Genomic DNA, 18,854 nt, shown 5'->3' with positions numbered 1-18,854 from the left:
GCGTGGGATTTTGGCGGTCTGTACATGAAAAAAATGCAAGGTTTTCAGTCATATTTTAGAAAACCTTGCAATATTTTCACAGGGTAGAAATCAGTTTTTCCCAATAGTTATGCAGGATAGATTAGAATTTAAGGGACGACTATATAATTTCTAAAAAATATCTGGGCGTTTTAACGGGCTTTTGCGGTATAAATCCGGCTTTCCGTTCATTGCATTCACCGCCGGATTTTCCGTTCAGAGAATGCGCGGCATTCTCCGAATCGCAAGCGACGGCAATCCCTAACGCCAGATTTTGCTCAAGGCTGCCATTTCCCTCGATTCCGAATGATTTTTGTCGGAACGCGGGCTAAAAATTTTTCCAAAAACGTATATTTTGGCGGACATTTTATATGAGCTTTTGCTCTCGTTCTCGTTTCGAAATCTCGACAATTTCGTACCAGAGAGAATGGGACAGACGCTCACGCAGATATGCCTGGGCTCGCTATACCCGTATAGTACGTTTGGGCGTGTTTCGACAGCGGCGTTGCCTTTCGTCGTGCATTATTGCCATATAGCAACGTGCGGTCGCCCGTATTTGGGGCGTGAGTTGTTTTGTACTTGTTTCTGGTAGGCAGTCGAGAGCCTCGAAACGGCAGGTACATACAACTTCACGCCTTTTTTGTTGGCGGAATGTGTAGAATGGGGGCGGGCTCCAAACGGAGATGCGCAATGCCCAACGCCGAATTTTTGCACAAGGCCAAAAAGAACAAGAACGACGAATTCTATACCCAGTATGCAGACATCCAAAAAGAGGTGAACGCCTATTTGGAATACAACCCCGATGTGTTCCGCGATAAAACCATCCTTTTGCCTTGCGACGATCCGGAGTGGAGCAATTTCACAAAATTTTTTGCCCAGAACTTCGAAAATTTCGGACTCAAGAAACTCGTCAGCACCAGCTTCGCCATCGAAAGTAAAAACGTAGATTGGGATTGGCAGTCAACTTTGTTCGAAACGGAAAATCCTTTGTTCAATATGGACAAAACAAAAATCAAAGGAAAAATTTTCACGCTGGCAAAAGACGAAAATGCCGATGGAAAAATTGGCATCGACGATTTAAAATGGAACTATATGGAGGGGGATGGGGATTTTAGAAGCGCGGAAGTTCGGCGTTTTCGAAATGAAGCCGATATCATTATTACGAACCCGCCGTTTTCGCTTTTCACGGAATTTTTTCTGTGGCTTATGGAAAGCCGGAAAAAGTTCCTTGTCATCGGCAACATCAATGCCATCAAGTATAAAGAAGTATTTCCGCAGATAATGAACAACTGCGTTTGGCTGGGGAGCGGCATGGGCCGGTGGATTTCGGGATTTATTGTGCCGGAAGGTTATGAACTTTATGGAACCGAAGCGCGCATTGATGTAAACGGAAACCGCATCGTTTCGACAAACAACTGCTTGTGGCTTACGAATCTGGAACATGGAAAACGCCTCCAGCCGCTGGAACTCAACACGATGGCCCAAAACGTCAAACATTCCAAGCACAAAGAAGTAAAGGATGTCGGATATCGGAAATACGATAATTACGACGCATTGGAAGTCCCTTTTACCGATGCGATTCCCTGCGATTACGAAGGCGTGATGGGCGTGCCGATAACTTTTCTTGACAAATACTGTCCAGAACAATTTCAAATTGTTGGGGAATTTAATCACGGCTGCGATTCTGAATTTGATTTGGCCAAACCAATTTTAAATGGAAAAGAACTTTATCCGAGGATTGCTATCAAAAAACTAAACGGAGAAATCTCAAAATGAAAACCGAGCTTCGAACCGATTTTACCGTTGAACAAATCTGCAAAGGCTTTATCTACAACGCTTTGGAAAACAAGGGCTTGTATGGGCTGAACGGCAATCTCGTCATCCAACCGGAATATCAACGCAATTACATCTATGCCGACGGCAAAAAAGACGTGGCGGTTATCGAGTCCATTCTCAAAGGCTATCCCCTTGGACTGATTTATTTCAACCGCCGCTGGGACGGAAAGCTGGAAATCCTTGACGGGCAACAACGCATCACTTCCATCGGTCGATTTGTTACAGGCAAGTTTGCCATCAAAGATGGAAACGGAATGGAGCAGTATTTCTTTGGGCTTAATGAAGAAATTCAAAAAAAGATAAATGACACGAAATAGCTGGTTTATATTTGCGAAGGCGAAGAAACGGAAATCAAGGAATGGTTCAAGACGATCAATATCGCGGGCATTCCATTGAATGAACAGGAACTTTTGAATGCCATTTATTCGGGTCCCTTTGTGACCAAAGCGAAAGAACAATTTTCCAATTCGAACAGTCCTAAAATCAGTGTCTGGTCTGATTATGTTTCGGGAAACGCCAATCGCCAAGATTTTTTACATACCGCCTTGGAATGGGTTTCTGCCCGTCATTTTCAAAGCGTAGAACAATATATGAGTTTGCACCGCAATGATGCAGATGTAAATGAAATCAAAACGTATTTTGATGCAGTTATGGATTGGATTGACGCCACCTTCAAGGAAACGACTTCTGAAATGCGAGGATTGGAATGGGGAAGGCTTTACGAGAATTTTCATGGGAACGGCTACAATGGGGATAAAGTTTGGGAACGGGTATCCGCTCTCCTTGCCGATGATTTTGTTACCAATCGCAAAGGCGTCTTTGAGTATGTTCTCGGCGGCGAAGAGAACAAATCCCTATTGCACATTCGTGTTTTTGATGATCGGACCAAAAAGGCGGCTTATCAAAAGCAGACGAACGAGGCGCAAGAAAAAGGAATTTCAAATTGTCCCTACTGCGCCATGTCCGAAAATGCAAACAAGAAAAAAATCTGGAAATTCTCCGAGATGGATGCCGACCATGTGACGGCTTGGAGCAAGGGCGGAGTCACCGCCCGCGCCAACTGCGAAATGCTCTGCAAGTCCCATAACCGGGCCAAAGGGAATAGGTAATTTTTAGACCCTTGAAAAAAGGCCCTCAGTTGTAATAAAACTGAGGACCTTTTGAAATATTAGGTTGTGGGGGTTATTTCCTTCCTAATGGATATACGCCTACAAAAGTCTTGATGTAATTACCATTTAGAGTATCGTTCAATGTGGCGTAAATCCAGACGGGGCAATATAAATCGAAATTAGGAGTTTTTTCTTTTTCAATCAACTCTAGTTTCAGGGTATCCCCAAATGAGTGAACACCAATGGATTTGATATTACTCCTAGAACTATGGATTTGGGAGGGAAAGATCATAATTTCTTTCTTTATCTGCGACTCAATAAAGATAGTATCGTATTTGTATATCCGTTCAAGTATTGCGGAATCATTGAGGCAATCCGAGATGGAATCTATCAATAAAGTTGTTTCGTCATAAGAAAGCGTTACGTCGTAATGGAATTGCTCCTCGATGCCGGAATTATTTGTGTCTTCAGAACAGGCGGTAAATAAAATAAGGCTTGTTGTTAAAAGAAATGAAAAAAATGTTTTCACAATAAACCGTCCTTATTTGCAAGGTGTGCTGTAACAAGGCGTTCCCATCGTACTCCATCTAGATCCGATACCCTTATATTCACCAGCATTTTTAAAAACTGGCTTTTGAATAGAGTTTTCGAATTTTTCTTCCCATGGGTCAAAAAAAATTCCATCGACATAGCCGTAACGATAGACGATTTTTGGCTCAACACCTTTACCTTGTTCTTTTGCAATCCACTTATATACTGCATTTTTATAAGATTCCCATATTCCCTTTTTCTCTTTAATCCAATTGGTCGCAAAATCACGTTCAACATAGTAAGATGCTCTAGAATAAGAACACTGCCCTATATTTAGAAAACCGCAACGATAATAGTGCTTGTATTTTTTATAATTCCACGATAATGAACTATAGCCAAGAATGGAATGAACTCCATTAAACCATGGATCTTGATTTGAAGCGCCATTTTTGAAAACTAAACAGGATCTAATCAAAACCCAATAAGTTTGACCGCCAAAGCGCTTATCTTTATTTCGAACGTATTCGTTTTTTGGCCACATTGTGATAGTATTTGGCGATCCATGCCCTTTATAGAAAACAAAGTTGAAATTATCTGTAGATGAGAAATGCTGCTTGGTTACAGATTCGTTATAATATTGTTTTGAAATGAATGAAGTTTTAGGATAATTGTCTTTTATATTTTTTTTGAATGAATTGACCAAGGCATCAGCCGTTTCTTTTGATTGTGAAGAGTTGTTTTGCCAGTTGTCTTCATATTCGCTAATAGCAAATGTCGCAATAGAAAACTTAGAGGGAACGTTTACGTCAGTAGCATTTGCAAAGCAAAATGTAAAAAGGATAAGGGGTAGTACAGAATTTTTCATAAAATCTCCTATCTGCTAACTATAGCCTTGTTTGCTGGAACTAGTGAAGCGTCTGTTGGTATATCGAATGTCATCGGGATGCTCTCATCGCTATCTTTTGTAGAATATTGGCCGATAAAGGTGACGCTTGGAACCAGCATCACTTCTCCGTTATCGTTTTCAAGCGCTGTTAATGTCTGTGTAGAGTTGTCTAGACTTCCTCTAAGTTCATTTTCTTTGAAATCGTGAGAAATTGTTTCAACGAGTTCGTTAAATTCTTCTCGGTGAATTTTATTTCTTTTAGTTTCTCCCACAGTGCTTTTCGCTAGAACTTTGTTGTATTTGTCCCATTGAATGTCCATATAAGACAAGTTTCCAGTGGAATCGTAACTCATTAGCACATAGGAACTACCTCTTACTGGAATGCCATCAAGTTTTCTGTGTGCCATAATCATGCTTCCGACAACTCTTGGCTTGTTGGAGTCTCGTTGTTCATATTCATAGCCAACAGATGTTATAGCGCAGGAATCTGCCACATCCTTGGGAAGTATCGCTTTGATGTCTTCCATGGCGCGTGTACGCATTTCTGTCTCGGATGCGAGCGGACGTTTTTTCTTGTTTTTCTTGCTTATGGTAAAGCGGTGAAAATCATCAAGTTTTTTAGCCTGGAAATTCTTCCCGGATTTGAAATCTCTTGTGCCTGCAATTGTGTAGATGTATGAGTCCCGATCTACGGTCGCTTTCTGGCTTTTCAGAAGGACGCGCGGATTTTCTCGTGCATCCATCTGCTGATAAATTTTTTCACTCACTATCAACTGTGCGTGGGTGTATGAAAATAATGCTCCTAGAACTAAAAAATATATTTTTTTCATTGAAAAATTTCCACTTTACTCATTTGTTACGAAATTTGCCGTTCAAGTCGATGGAAAATGTTTTTCCACTAGCCCTGTTCTCGTAGCTGATAACATTGTCTTGAATTTGCAACAGGCGGAGTCCGCTAAGTTTGCCTTTGTGGTTAAAATCGTCTTTTTGGGAAGATGCCGATGCGTTATCAAGAAAAACGGCTGTGTAATTGTCTTCGCCGAGTTCAAAAGTGGAAATGTATTTTTTTCCGTTGATTTCTTCAATACTAGCGTCAAATGAAGATACTTGTTTTGTTGTAATCATTGTTCTACGAAGTGTTGCTTGAAGTGTGTCGTTATCTCTGATGTAAGTGAGAACAATCGGCTTGTTGTTTACGTCGCGAAATAACGAAACGGATTGCTCGAACGACAAATTTTCAAAACTTTTACCATCTGCAGCGATGATTAAATCGCCCGATTTTAGTTTGGATTTTGCTGCGGGCGTGTTGGGAATGATTGTTTCAATCCCCAACCCGATATTTTCGTCTTGTACAACAAGACCAATTCCGCCGAACGATTCGTCAGCAAAAAGCGTCGTTGCACAAAGTGTAAGTGCAGTCAAGAAAATCTTTTTCATTAAATCTCCTTCTGGTTTGTAAAAAAAAGATGTTTTAAATATAAAATAAAGGTGTGTAAAATATGTGAAATTTGTGGCAAAATTTTGTTTACAAAGTGATCGTGTAATTTGTTAACTGTGCTGGCAATTCGGATTCCTTTCTGTCTGAAAGGAATAGAGATGTTTAGGCTTGAATACAAAGTAAAGGCACTAGTTCATTCAATTTAGTGGAAATATGTTTTTTACTTTTTATGAACCTCCTCTTTACGCAAGAGGGCGATCTCCCGACCGCCCCAAAAATCTGCAGGAATACTGAAAAAGTTTTCCTTCTTTTGAAGGAATGCAGTGGTTTGTTTTCGTTCGGGAAAGTAACGGCTGACACCTATTCTTATGGCGATTCACGATTTTTGATAACCTTTGAGGAGTATCGTGCATGATATTATGTATGCTGTTTGCGATTTTCTATTAGATTTTTTGTATTTATTTTGCGTATTTTTTATTTTAATCACAGGGAATGCGATTCGTGAATAAAAAATGTTTTGCCTTTATTCTTCTTGCGTTGGTAAGTTTGTCAAACGCAATTTCTGTTTATACACTGGATGAACAAAGCTCTCAAACAAATCAGACTGTTTTGAAAGGAAGTTGTTGTCGGAAATCTGGAAAGAATTTTTATGGCGCGATATACGCAAAGAGTATTGTGGTTCATCAGAATACGAAGATTACATGGGTGCCATTTGTTCCCGTGCAAGGCGCAATATTTGCAGAGTTGGTGACTTCAAATCTAAATTATGTTGTAGATTTTAGGAGAATGCTGCCATGAGAAGAAGTCCATGTTTTTTACTGCTTGTTATTGGAATTTTGTTTTGGGAATGCGGTTTGTATGAAGAAGATTGTTTTCGTTTCGTCAGCTTTCAATTTGTATCTTCAGCAGATGTCGATAGCGTACGGTTTTATTTGAACGGCGAACGAATTTGTCGGGAATCTGCTGCTTTAGATACACCTTAGACTTGCAACATTCGCAAAAAGGGGGTGTTCTGTTATAATGTAACCTGTAGAATGCCTATAGAGGATAGTAGTCGTTATCGATTGGCTTATGAAAAAAATGATATTCAAAAGTGCATTCTGTCGGATGATTTCCCTATATGGAAAATGTTTGAGTGTTACGTCAATGAAAAATACAAAGCCAATCTTGATTCATCGAAATTGGCTTTACATATCTATTCAAATAATAAAGAAACTGTCGTAGAGCTGAATATCTTATTTAGAACGCGATACCATTATACCATCATGTTCGCTCAAGATACAACAAAGGGGTATAACCTTCCGGAAGCTTTTGATTTGTGGGGAGGCTGTTATGAGTACCCGTCGCAAATAATAGGGGCACCTCATTGCAGTTATTTGTTTTCTAAAATTGGGTGCTATGGGGGCTTTGGCATATCTGCTTATGAGGATGATTTGGATAAACGGTGTTATACGCGACCTTTTTATTAATCAGGCTTGGCCCGGTGCGATTGTTGTTTCTAAATGATAGTTGTTGGGAAAATGTTTTGACCTTCGCCAATAAAAAAGAACCGCCCTAGCGGACGGTTCTTTTCCAAGGAGAAATTGCAAAATTATTTTGCGGCGTCCTTCTTTTCTTGCACAATCGCATCGATAACGGCTGCGACGGTCAAATTGAAAATGTCGTGGACAGAGGCGTCGGCATCGGTAAAGTGCACCGGTTTCTTGAGTCCCATCTGAACGGGCCCAATGGATTCGCCGACTCCCATTTCCAAGAGCATTTTGCAAGTGATGTTTGCCGAAGAAAGGCACGGGAAAATGAGAGTGTTCACGTCCTTGCCTTTCAGCGTGTTGAACGGATACTTGTTGTCGCGAAGCTCCTTGTTCAACGCGACACTTGCCTGCATTTCTCCATCGACGGCGTAATTCGGATATTTTTCGTGGAGGATTTTCACGGCATCCCGAACGGAACTGGCGGAACCGTTGGTGCCTTTGTCCGCACCGAAGTTTTCGTAGCTGAGCAAAGCCATCACGGGTTCGTGCGCAAAGAAGCGAACGGCGTCGTGGGTGAGCTTCGTAATATCCACGAGGGTTTCTGTGTCGGGGTCGCGGTTCACCAGCGTATCGGCAAGGAAGAACGTTCCCTTTTTGGTGCTCAAAATGTGGAGCGCGCCAAAATGTTTGTAGTCGTCGCGGATTCCTATCAATTCCTTGGCCAGTTCAATGGTCGTGGAATAGCGGGAGTTGGATCCGGAAATCAGGGCGTCCGCATCGCCGACCTTGACCATCATCATGCCGAAATGATTGCGTTCAAACATGTCGTCGCGAGCTTTTTCGATGGTGACCCCATTTCGACCGTTTTCATTGGCGTAGATTCTGGCAAATTGCAGGCGACGTTCGGCTTCGTCAGCGGAACGCGGGTTCACGATGTCAATTCCGGAAATGTCCAGTTTTTCCTTTTCGGCGTTTTCGCGGATGCGTTCCGGGTTACCCAGCAGAATCGGGAAAGCAATGCCTTCGGCTTTGGCTTGGATGGCCGCGCGGATCATATTGACGCTTGCGCCTTCAGCGAACACGACGCGTTTCGGATTGCTGCGAGCCATGTTTTCAAATCCGCGAATGAGCTTGTTGTCGTAGCCCATCATGTCGCGCAGACTGTCGGCGTAGGCATCCCAGTCGGTAATGGTTTTGCGGGCGACTCCGCTTTCGATAGCGGCTTTGGCGACGGCAATCGAAACGTCCGTGAGCAGCCGCGGATCCATCGGCTTGGGGATGATGTAGTTGCGGCCAAAGCTGAACCGTTCGGAATTGTAGGCGATGTTCACGACTTCGGGAACGGGTTTGCGGGCGAGGTCGGCGATGGCGCGTACGGCGGCGTGTTTCATGTGCTCGTTGATGGCGCTGGCGCGCACGTCCAAGGCCCCGCGGAAAATATACGGGAAGCCGATGACGTTGTTCACCTGGTTCGGATAGTCGCTGCGGCCCGTGGCAAAGATGATGTCTTCGCGGGATTTCATGGCGACTTCGTAAGAAACTTCGGGGACAGGATTCGCCAAAGCGAATACGATGGGATTCTTTGCCATCGACTGGATCATTTCGGTGGTCAAAATATCCGGCTTGGAAAGGCCGAGGAAAACGTCTGCGCCTTTCATCGCTTCGGCAAGGGTTGAAACGTCTTTGCGGTCGGTGGCGAAAAATTCCTTTTGCGGCGTCAGGTTCTTGCGGGATTTGCTGATGACGCCTTTGCTGTCCACCATGACGACGTTTTCTTTTTTCACTCCCAGCGAGAGGTAAAGCTTGGTACAGGCGATGGCGGCTGCACCCGCGCCGTTTACGACGAGCTTGATTTTATCGATGTCCTTTCCGGCAATGTCGAGAGCGTTGACAAGGGCCGCGCTGCTGATGATTGCCGTTCCGTGCTGGTCGTCGTGCATCACGGGAATGTCCAAGGCGGCTTTTAATCCGTCTTCAATTTCAAAACATTCCGGAGCTTTGATGTCTTCCAGATTGATGCCGCCAAAAGTCGGGGCGATGCCTTTGACGATTTCGATAAATTTCTTCGGGTCTTTTTCATTGACTTCGATGTCGAACACGTCCACACCGGCATAGATTTTGAAAAGCAGTCCTTTTCCTTCCATGACGGGCTTGCCCGCAACGGCACCGATGTCTCCAAGGCCTAGAACCGCGGTACCGTTGGAAATGACGGCGACGAGATTGCCTTTTGTGGTGTAATCGTATGCTTTGTTGTTGTCTTTTTCAATTTCAAGGCAAGGAACAGCGACGCCGGGAGTGTAAGCGAGTCCCAAATCGGTCTGGGTGCTGTGCGGCTTTGTCGGAACGACTTCAATCTTTCCGGGTTTGCCGTTGGCGTGGTAAGCGAGTGCTTCTTCATTCAAATTAGACATAATGGAATCCTTTTCTTGCGAAAATGTTCTTTTTTGTCGCAAAATATAGTAAAGGCCAGTTCTGAAAATTCTTCGGTAAAGAAAAAATCAAGCGAGTCTGAGCGAAGCTGGGAGCGAAAAGAGGCCAGTAGGAAATAAAGGCCTCAAAGGTCGAAATTTCTCCGTTTTAAATACAAAAGAATTTAAAAGAAAAGCGCACGGAATCCATGCGCTTTTGAAAATAGCCGGTTACGGATTGAGCTGGCGGACAAGTTCCGGCAAAGCGGTTTCAAATTTGACGCCATACCAGTGCGATTTATCGCCAATAGTATTTTCAATGCAAGCGACCGTGTAGTTTGCGGCGATTTTTGCCGACAGGAATGCGGAATTTCCACGGAGAAATGCGCCGACAAAAGCAGAGGCATAGACATCTCCCGTGCCGTGGCAGCCGCCTGCGATTTTGCGGTGCGGGTAATAGGAAATTTGTCCGTTTTCATAAACGGAAACGCCCGTGGTTTGCGGATTGTAACCGACTCCGGTAAGGACGACGGTTTTGGCTCCGAGCTGCACAAGGCCTTCGGAAAGTGCTTTCACATATTCTTCGTTATAGGACTCGCGGTAATCGATTCCTGTGAGAAGTGCCGCTTCGGTAATGTTGGGTAGCACAAAGTCCGCGTCGGCAATTAAAGGCTTCATCGCTTCGACGAATGCCGCGTCAAATCCCGGATACAGTTTTCCGTTGTCGGCCATGGCCGGGTCCACGATGTTTACGCTTCCTTCTTTGCGCACGGAATGCAAAATATCTCGTACATATTCGATTTGTTTTGCGCTTCCTAAATATCCCGTATAAAAGGCGTCAAAACGAAGATTTTCTTTTTTCCAATGTTCCAGAATTTTGGGAAGATCGTCCGTCAAATCTCGAAAAGTATAACCGCTGAATCCGCCTGTATGTGTGGAAAGTACGGCCGAAGGTAAAACCGCTGTTTCGATGCCGCAAGCAGAAATAATGGGCAAAGCTACGGTCAGCGAGCATTGTCCGACGCATGAAATATCCTGAATCGTCAGGACGCGTTTATAATCGTAAACCATTTTGAATCTCCATCGTTATGGATCAAAGCGAAATATAAAAAATGACCGCCTGTAAAAATGGATTTGAATTGAAAAATGGGGCCGGGCTGTCACGAATCGAGTTCCGACAGTTGATAATTTTGCGCATTGCTTTGCGATCGGTGAGAACTGCCATAGCGAGGAAATTTTGACAAGTTCAACGACCGATTCGCAAGCAAAATTTTGAAAATGGCTTTTTAGAAATCGCCAATGATGAGACGCTTTAAGTCTTTATTCTTGAGATTCAAAAAGCCAAGTGGAAAGGTAGCGTTCGCCGGTGTCCGGGAGAAGTGCTACAATCGTCTTGCCCTTGTTCTCGGGACGCTTGGCTATCGTGAGGGCGGCTTCCAAAGCGGCTCCGGACGAGATGCCCACCAAGAGCCCTTCTTCTTTGGCCGCACGGCGGGCGATATTCCCGGCTTTCACGTCGTTCGTCAGGTAGATTTCATCGACGACTTCGGGATTGTAGGTTTTGGGAACGAATCCCGCTCCGATTCCCTGGATCTTGTGCGGACCGGCCGGCTTCCCGGAAAGCACCGCAGAAGTTTCCGGCTCGACGGCGACAATATGCACGTTCGGGTTTTTGCTCTTGAGGAAAGTGCCCACGCCGGTGACGGTTCCGCCCGTGCCCGCGGCAGAGACGAAGATATCGACTTTGCCCTCGGTGTCCTTCCAAATTTCCGGGCCCGTTGTCTGGATGTGCGCTTCCGGGTTGGCGGGGTTTTCAAATTGCTGCGGGATGAACGAGTCCGGGGTCTGGGCGGCGATTTCGTTCGCCTTCTCGATGGCTCCCTTTATGCCCGCCTTGCCGTCGGTGAGTACAAGTTCCGCGCCCAGTGCGGCAAGGAGCTTTCGGCGTTCGATGCTCATGGTCTCGGGCATGGTCAAGATGACGCGGTAGCCCTTGACGGCGGCGACGTAGGCGAGGCCCACGCCTGTGTTTCCGCTGGTCGGCTCGATGATCACGGAGCCTTTCCGGAGCTTCCCTTCCTTCTCGGCGGATTCGACCATGTTCAAGGCAACGCGGTCCTTGACGCTGGAAAGCGGGTTGAAGGACTCCACTTTGGCATAGACGACGGCTTCGCTGTCGTTCAGCTTGTTGATGCGGACCAGCGGCGTGTTGCCAATTAAATCGGTGATCTTTTCGACTTTCATTTTTTTTCTCCTGTTGAAGTAATTGTGAAGTGATTTTATTTCACTGCGTTGAATGCTTGTGCAAGGTCTTCCAGAATGTCTTCGATGTTTTCGGTGCCAATGGAAAGCCGAACAGTACTTGGGGTAATATGCTGCTCGGCCAGTTCCTCTTCGGAAAGCTCGGAATGGGTTGTGGTCGCAGGATGGATAACCAGGCTCTTGACATCGGCTACGTTGGCGAGCAAACTGAAAATTTGCAGACTGTCGATGAATTTCCAAGCGGCTTCTTTCCCTCCTTTGATTTCAAAGGTGAAAATGGATGCTCCGCCCTTGGGGAAGTATTTGACGAAATTTTTGTGGTCGGGATGCGTGGGCAGACTGGGGTGGTTTACCGAGGCAACTTTCGGATGTTTCGACAAAAACTCCACCACTTTGTTTGTATTTTCCACATGGCGTTCAATGCGCAGGGAAAGAGTCTCTGTCCCTTGGATGAGTGCCCAGGCGGCGAACGGGGATATCGTTGCTCCCTGATCCCGCAAAAGAATCGCCCGAATGTAAGTGACAAGAGCGGCGTTGGGGACGGCTTCTGCAAAACGGATGCCGTGGTAGCTGGCGTTCGGTTCCCCCAGTGCGGGGAATTTTCCGGATTTCCAGTTGGTTTTCCCCGATTCGACAATGACTCCTCCCAAAGTCGTGCCGTGCCCGCCGATAAATTTGGTCGCCGAATGGACGACGACATCTGCGCCGTGTTCAATCGGGCGGAAGAGATAGGGAGTTCCGAACGTATTGTCGACGATAACCGCCAAACCGTGCTTGTGCGCAATCTCAATCAGGGAATCTATATCGGAAACGTCTGCGTTGGGGTTCCCGAGGGTTTCGATATAAAGAATTTTGGAGTTCGGGCGAATGGCGGATTTCACTTCGGTTAAGTTGTGCGTATCTACAAAAGTCGTTTCAAGGCCGAAGGGCTTTAAGGTGTGCTTGAGCAGATTGTAAGTCCCGCCGTAGATTGTCTTTTGGGCGACGACATGGTCGCCGGATTGGGCGAGTGCTTCGATAGCGTATGTGATGGCTGCGGCTCCGCTTGCAACAGCTAGAGCGGCACTTCCGCCTTCCAATGCAGCGATTCTTTTTTCAAAAACCTCTTGTGTGGAATTGGTTAGTCGTCCGTAGATATTGCCGGCATCGCGAAGACCGAAACGGTCTGCGGCGTGTTGCGCATTGTGAAAAACGTAAGACGTTGTTGCGTAAATAGGGACTGCGCGGCTGTCTGTCGCCGGGTCGGCTTGCTCTTGCCCGACATGGAGCTGGAGAGTTTCAAAACGATACTTCTTGTTGGAATTTTGATTTGTCATGATAAACCTCTTTGAAATAGTTGGTTCTTGTGAAAGAATCTTCTTTGAGAGAAAATCCTGTTCTTTCTGGCAATAATTTAGCAGAGATTTTTGTAATTGTCCAATACTATCTTTTGATGTTTAGTTATAGTAAAAAACTATAATACGTGAAAAAAATAAACGGAACTTATATACAGAATTCCATCCGATTTGCTTGGTTAGAGATTAGTGGCTAGCGGCGAGTGCCCTTCGACAGGCTCAAGGACCACTCTTCGATAAACTCAGGGACCGGTTGTCGAAGCACAGCAGCCGTTTGTCGAACTAGTCGAAGCGTGATCAGTGATTGATTGGAAGTTGGAAATTGAAAGTTGGAACTGAAAACAGAAGACAGAAAACGGATAACTGAAAACCGATAACCGAGTTCTCCCTTGCGAAAAAAACGTTCACTCTTTTAAAAATAATTGCTGGTATTTGATGGAAGATTGTATATAAATTCCAAATAAAAAAACTCTGCTTTGCGCAGAGTTTTTAGGATTTTTTTTCATGGCTAATTTTTTTCTGGTGCTGATTGGGAGACGCACACGCGATTTTGGCCAAGAGCGTCCGCTTCGTGCATCGCATGTTCCGCAGAGGCGATTAAACCGTTCGCATCGCTTGCGTTTTCCGGGAAAGTAGAAACGCCGAGACTGAGCGTTGTTTGCAAAAGCAAATTCCCATAAGAGATTTGCAGGTTTTCTATTTCGTGGCGGATTTTTTCAGCGCGTTTTTGCGTACGGATTTTGTCGGCACCGGGCAATAGAATGCAAAGGACGTCCTCGGAAAAGCGGCAGGGGATGTCTTCGGTTCTAATATAGCGTGGAAGTCTTTGGGCGAGTTCCCACAGCATTTGTTCTACAACATGCAAGCCTCTTTCATTTTTCATGCTTTCAAAATTATCCGGGTGGAGCATAATCATGCCGATAGGAGTTCCGTGCCTGCGCGCTTCGCTGACGGCGCGTGTTAGAGCCTCTTCCATATAGCGCTTGTTTACAAGTCCTGTCAGTTGATCTCGTAAACTTTGCGTTTTGAAACGGACTTGCAGATTCTGGTTGGCGACGAATAGGCCAAAAGCGGTGACAACCATGGATATTTTTGTTTTCCAGGATTCGACGCTTTCGCCTGGAGGGAGTTCATCGACCTGGATGGTCAAAATGCCGAAGTGTTCTTCGAGTCCTTCGATGGGGGCGCAGAAAGAATAGCCCTGTGGACGATGGTGTAGATGCATGCAGCCGTTTACGTGTTGTGGATCCGAATAATCGGCGACGACGATTTTTGCGCTGTCAAAGCTTGCGCATTCCGCAGGAACGATCAAGGGATCGCTAATGGTGTTTGGACCGAAGGCAAAAATCTGGTGCAATTCCGTTTGCGTATTGCTGTACATGTAAAGAACGCCAGAAGCGTTTTTGAAAATTTTAGGAAGAACGTCGTTAAGTTTGTGGATGACTTCGGGGAATGGGCGGTTGCGCAGTAGGTTGCTGTTGAAATCTATCCATTCAGTGCTGGGAAAATCGATTGTCGGCTGGGGAAGATTTGGAGTCGAATTTTCTTCGGCGTAACTTTTGGGGAACGCAGGAGTATCGTTGTTTATTTCTTTTCCGCTGACAACAGGAATAAGAGTGGTTTCTGGCTGTTTTTTGTTCAAAGCCGTTTCAAAAGTGTCAGTCGCTTTGGCATTTTGACTTTTGCTATTCACCATGTTAAATAAAGCGCCGAGAACAGAGCCCCAAACGCCAAGGAAGGCGAAGCGGAGGGCGGTGGATAGCGAATTTTCGGGGAGAAGGTAAACGAAAATGACGCCGGAGAGGTATGCGATAAGCCAAATGATATAGAATTTCCAGTTCATGGTATAAAATTTAGTTAGAAATCGGGCAAAATGGACGTAGATGGCGTTTTTGAAGGGAAAATTGCGGGCGAATAAGCCGCATTAACCGGAATAATTCAAAATTTCGTTTGTGTGTAATTCGCCGAGAAATGCCTGCTGATTTTCTAGGAGATGAAAAATAGAGAAAAAAAACATTCGACAAAAATGTAGAAGAAGGTTGGCGAATTTTACGAAAATGTCGCTTTTGGGGAAGTTTTGACTTGGGTTGGAAAAAAGATTCCTACTAGGACAGGACGTCCTTTTTTTATTGCGAAAAAAGATAAAAAATTCCCCTTTTCTTTGCCGCTGGATGTTTCTAAAATTACGCCGATTTAGCTTAAGTGAAGGTATTATGCCAAAACGTGAAGACATCAAAAAAATCATGCTTATCGGTTCGGGCCCGATTGTAATCGGCCAGGCCTGCGAATTTGACTACTCCGGCGTGCAGGCGTGCAAATCGCTGAAAGCCGAAGGTTACGAAGTCGTTCTAGTCAATTCAAATCCGGCGACCATTATGACGGATCCGGATTTCGCAGATCGCACTTATATTGAACCTTTGACAGCTCAGGCGCTGACGGAAATTATTCGTCGTGAACGACCCGATGCGCTGCTTCCCACCCTTGGTGGCCAGACCGCTTTGAATTTGGCGATGAAGTTGCACAAAAAGGGCGTCCTTTCCCGTTATAATGTAGAGATGATTGGAGCGCGCCCCGATGTCATCAACAAGGCGGAAGACCGGGAACTTTTCAAGGAAGCGATGGAAAGAATTGGCCTCGATATGCCGAGAAGCGTTTCGGTACATTCGCTGGAAGAGGCGCATGAAGCCCAGAAAAAATTGGATTGTTGGCCCGTAGTGATTCGCCCTGGATTTACCTTGGGTGGCACTGGCGGCGGCATCGCGCATAGCGAAGAAGAGTTCGATACGATAGTGCAGCGGGGGCTTTATTACAGCCCGACTTCGGAAGTCTTGATTGAAGAGTCCATTGAAGGCTGGAAAGAATTTGAACTGGAAGTGATGCGCGACCATAAGGACAACTGCGTCATCGTCTGCTCCATTGAAAATTTGGATCCGATGGGTGTGCATACGGGCGACTCCATTACGGTTGCTCCGGCTTTGACTCTCACTGACCGCGAATACCAGAAACTCCGTGATGCGGCGATTGCGGTAATGCGAGAAATCGGCATTGACACCGGTGGATCGAATGTGCAGTTTGCGCTCAACCCGCAGAACGGTCGCATTGTTGTCATTGAAATGAATCCGCGCGTGTCCCGCTCTTCGGCTCTAGCTTCCAAGGCGACGGGATTCCCGATTGCGAAATTTGCGGCCAAGCTTGCGGTGGGTTATACTTTAGATGAAATTTTGAACGACATCACGAAAGTGACGCCTGCTTGCTTTGAACCTTCGATTGACTACATCGTCACAAAGGTTCCACGGTTCGCTTTTGAAAAGTTCAACGGTGCCGATACGAAACTGGGGACGCAGATGAAGTCCGTCGGCGAAGTGATGGCGATTGGACGCACATTCAAACAGTCCTTCCAAAAAGCGATGCGCTCTTTGGAGACGGGGCGGGCGGGCTATGGTGCCGATGGTAAGGATTCCCGTTTTGAATCGGTTTCTGACGAGGAACTGGCAGCGGAAATCGCTCGTCCTTCCGCAGACAGAATATTCTTTGTGCGGGCGGCGTTCCGCCGTCAATGGAGCGTGGATAAAATTCACGGCATTTGCAAAATAGACAAGTGGTTTTTGCGCGAACTCGAAGAGATTTCCCTTTTTGAAGATGAAATCCGTTCGGCCAAGACTCTCAAAGGACTTGTCAAGGAACCGGCTCTCTTTCTTCAGGCGAAGGAACTCGGTTTTTCGGATCGCCAGATCGCATGGATATTGCAGACAAAAGAAATGCAGGTGCGAGAAGCGCGGGAATCCATTGGAGTTGTTCCCTCCTTTGCTCAGGTAGATACTTGCGCCGCGGAGTTCCAGTCCTACACGCCGTACCTTTATTCGACTTACCGTCACAAAGACAACCATTTTGCCAATCCGACAGAAGGCCAGCTTGGTGACGGCACGGGACTTCGTCCAGGAGAAAAGGCTTCGCAAAAGAAAAAAATCATGATTCTGGGCGGCGGTCCGAATCGCATTGGTCAGGGCATCGAATTCGACTACTGCTGCGTTCACGCTTCTTTTGCGCTTCGTAAAGCGGGTTTTGAAACGGTCATGGTGAACTCGAATCCGGAAACGGTTTCTACCGATTACGACACGTCGGACAAACTGTATTTTGAACCGCTCACTTTGGAAGATGTGCTGAATGTTTATCGCCATGAAAAATGCGACGGAGCCATTGTGCAATTCGGTGGGCAGACACCGCTGAATTTGGCGAATCAGCTAGAAGAAAACGGCGTGCATATTATCGGAACTTCGCCTGCGATGATTGACGCTGCCGAAGACCGGAAACTTTTTGGCGAAATCGTGAACAAGTTGCAGGTGTTGCAGCCGCCTTCGGGAATGGCGCAAACGGCAGATGAAGCGGTCGCTATTGCTCACAAGATTGGATTCCCGGTGCTTGCTCGCCCCAGCTTTGTTCTTGGCGGGCGTGCGATGTGCATCGTTCACGACGAAGCAGCCCTCCGCAAATATATGGAAGAGGAAGCGCTCGAAGTCTCTCCGGATCGCCCCATTTTGGTGGATCATTTTTTGGAACAGGCGACGGAATGCGATGTGGATTGCATTTCGGACGGCGAAACGTCGGAAATTTGCGGCATCATGGAACATATCGAATTGGCGGGAATCCATTCCGGGGATTCGGCGTGCACGATTCCGCCTCCGACGTTCTCCAAAGAAATTCAGGAACGCCTTCGGAAGTTGGCGATTGCTTTTGCAAAAGAACTTCATGTTGTCGGCTTGATGAACGTTCAGTTTGCCGTGCATGGCGACGACATTTATGTGATTGAAGTGAATCCTCGCGCCAGTCGCACTGTTCCCTTTGTTTCCAAAGCGACCGGAATTCCTTTTGCCAAACTCGCATCTTTGGTGATGGCCGGGAAAAAATTGAAGGACTTGGGATACACAAAACTTTTTACACCCAAATATTTTGCGGTAAAAGAAGCGGTTTTCCCCTTTGCGCGCTTCCCGGGAGTCGATGTGATTCTTTCTCCCGAAATGAAATCGACGGGCGAAGTGATGGGCCTGGATTCCAGACATTCCATGGCTTATATCAAGAGTCAAGTCGGTGCAGGAAATTTTGTGCCGATGAAAGGAAATATCTTCTTGAGCGTAAAAGATGCGGATCAAGAAACGGTCGTGCCGTTTGCAAAACGATTGGTGAAACTCGGGTTTGAAATTTTTTCAACACGTGGAACCAGCACGGTTCTTCGCAATCACGGAATCAAAACGCATGGCGTGTTCCGCATATCGGATGGACGCCCGAATGTTTTGGACTTAATCGATGAAAAAGATTTAGCGTGGATTGTGAATACGCCGACGCCGGGAGCTAAAGCGGCAAAGGACGAAGCAAAAATTCGTTCCACCTGCATTCTTCGCGGAATTCCCATTACGACGACAATTGATGCGCTCCGTGCCACCGTCGAAGGTCTAGAAGACATGAAAGGTGAATCGGGAGATGGCAAATTTGGCGTTGAAGTCTGTTCGATTCAGGAATATCAGCGTCATGCTCCGAAAGTCAATGTTTAATAAGGAACTGCTTC

The 18,854-nt window shown here is 45.9% G+C and carries 12 protein-coding genes and 1 pseudogene; 4 read left to right on the top strand and 9 right to left on the bottom strand.

The genetic code is table 11. The features are described 5' to 3' along the window. Positions 1 to 708: 708 nt before the first annotated feature. Both B5D40_RS09115 and B5D40_RS16505 read left to right on the top strand, forming a co-directional pair. Positions 709 to 1,794: an adenine-specific methyltransferase EcoRI family protein gene (locus tag B5D40_RS09115; RefSeq protein ID WP_078776668.1), complete on the top strand. Its 1,086-nt coding sequence runs from the start codon at positions 709 to 711 to the stop codon at positions 1,792 to 1,794. Beyond that, positions 1,791 to 2,963, top strand: a pseudogene (locus B5D40_RS16505) (HNH endonuclease family protein). The gene B5D40_RS09115 and the pseudogene B5D40_RS16505 overlap by 4 nt, the downstream one beginning before the upstream one ends. A gap of 73 nt (positions 2,964 to 3,036) precedes the next feature. Here B5D40_RS16505 and B5D40_RS09105 read toward each other — a convergent pair. The 4 genes from B5D40_RS09105 to B5D40_RS09090 are packed head-to-tail and all read right to left on the bottom strand — an operon-like array spanning position 3,037 to position 5,817. After that, positions 3,037 to 3,492 (bottom strand): hypothetical protein, encoded by a 456-nt coding sequence (locus B5D40_RS09105; RefSeq protein WP_143394507.1) that lies wholly within the window; start codon positions 3,490 to 3,492, stop codon positions 3,037 to 3,039. A gap of 12 nt (positions 3,493 to 3,504) precedes the next feature. Then, the gene (locus B5D40_RS09100; protein ID WP_078776663.1) at positions 3,505 to 4,359 is read right to left on the bottom strand and encodes a DUF6345 domain-containing protein; all 855 of its coding nucleotides are present in this window, start codon (positions 4,357 to 4,359) and stop codon (positions 3,505 to 3,507) included. Positions 4,360 to 4,367: 8 nt separating this feature from the next. After that, entirely contained in the window at positions 4,368 to 5,210 is an 843-nt protein-coding gene (locus B5D40_RS09095) for a hypothetical protein (RefSeq protein ID WP_078776662.1), read from the bottom strand. A 19-nt stretch (positions 5,211 to 5,229) separates the two neighbouring features. After that, positions 5,230 to 5,817, bottom strand: a complete 588-nt coding sequence (locus B5D40_RS09090) for a S41 family peptidase (RefSeq protein ID WP_078776661.1) — start codon at positions 5,815 to 5,817, stop codon at positions 5,230 to 5,232. 1,035 nt (positions 5,818 to 6,852) lie between these two features. On the opposite strand from B5D40_RS09090, the gene B5D40_RS15305 reads away from it, so the two are divergent. Then, positions 6,853 to 7,287: a hypothetical protein gene (locus B5D40_RS15305; RefSeq protein WP_143394508.1), complete on the top strand. Its 435-nt coding sequence runs from the start codon at positions 6,853 to 6,855 to the stop codon at positions 7,285 to 7,287. A 122-nt stretch (positions 7,288 to 7,409) separates the two neighbouring features. Here the strand turns inward: B5D40_RS15305 and B5D40_RS09075 are convergent, their stop codons facing one another. The 5 genes from B5D40_RS09075 to B5D40_RS09055 form a co-directional block, all read right to left on the bottom strand. Beyond that, the gene (locus B5D40_RS09075; protein ID WP_078776667.1) at positions 7,410 to 9,701 is read right to left on the bottom strand and encodes an NADP-dependent malic enzyme; all 2,292 of its coding nucleotides are present in this window, start codon (positions 9,699 to 9,701) and stop codon (positions 7,410 to 7,412) included. Between the two features lie 228 nt (positions 9,702 to 9,929). Next, positions 9,930 to 10,769, bottom strand: a complete 840-nt coding sequence (locus B5D40_RS09070; RefSeq protein WP_078776659.1) for a pyridoxamine kinase — start codon at positions 10,767 to 10,769, stop codon at positions 9,930 to 9,932. A 249-nt stretch (positions 10,770 to 11,018) separates the two neighbouring features. Continuing rightward, positions 11,019 to 11,942 (bottom strand): cysteine synthase A, encoded by a 924-nt coding sequence (cysK, locus tag B5D40_RS09065; protein ID WP_078776658.1) that lies wholly within the window; start codon positions 11,940 to 11,942, stop codon positions 11,019 to 11,021. 35 nt (positions 11,943 to 11,977) lie between these two features. Then, positions 11,978 to 13,276 carry an O-acetylhomoserine aminocarboxypropyltransferase/cysteine synthase family protein gene (locus B5D40_RS09060; RefSeq protein WP_078776657.1) on the bottom strand — a complete coding sequence of 433 codons (1,299 nt, stop codon included), beginning with the start codon at positions 13,274 to 13,276 and terminating at the stop codon, positions 11,978 to 11,980. A gap of 526 nt (positions 13,277 to 13,802) precedes the next feature. Further along, complete coding sequence (locus tag B5D40_RS09055; protein ID WP_073306124.1) at positions 13,803 to 15,137, bottom strand: GGDEF domain-containing protein; 1,335 nt, start codon at positions 15,135 to 15,137, stop codon at positions 13,803 to 13,805. Positions 15,138 to 15,507: 370 nt separating this feature from the next. Between B5D40_RS09055 and carB the strand changes: the two genes are divergently transcribed. Next, entirely contained in the window at positions 15,508 to 18,840 is a 3,333-nt protein-coding gene (carB, locus tag B5D40_RS09050) for a carbamoyl-phosphate synthase large subunit (protein ID WP_078776656.1), read from the top strand. Positions 18,841 to 18,854: the final 14 nt, after the last annotated feature.

Source organism: Fibrobacter intestinalis, assembly GCF_900167415.1.
GTDB lineage: Bacteria > Fibrobacterota > Fibrobacteria > Fibrobacterales > Fibrobacteraceae > Hallerella > Hallerella intestinalis.
Note: the sequence above shows the minus strand (reverse complement) of the source record. Positions and strands in the feature narration are given on the sequence as shown.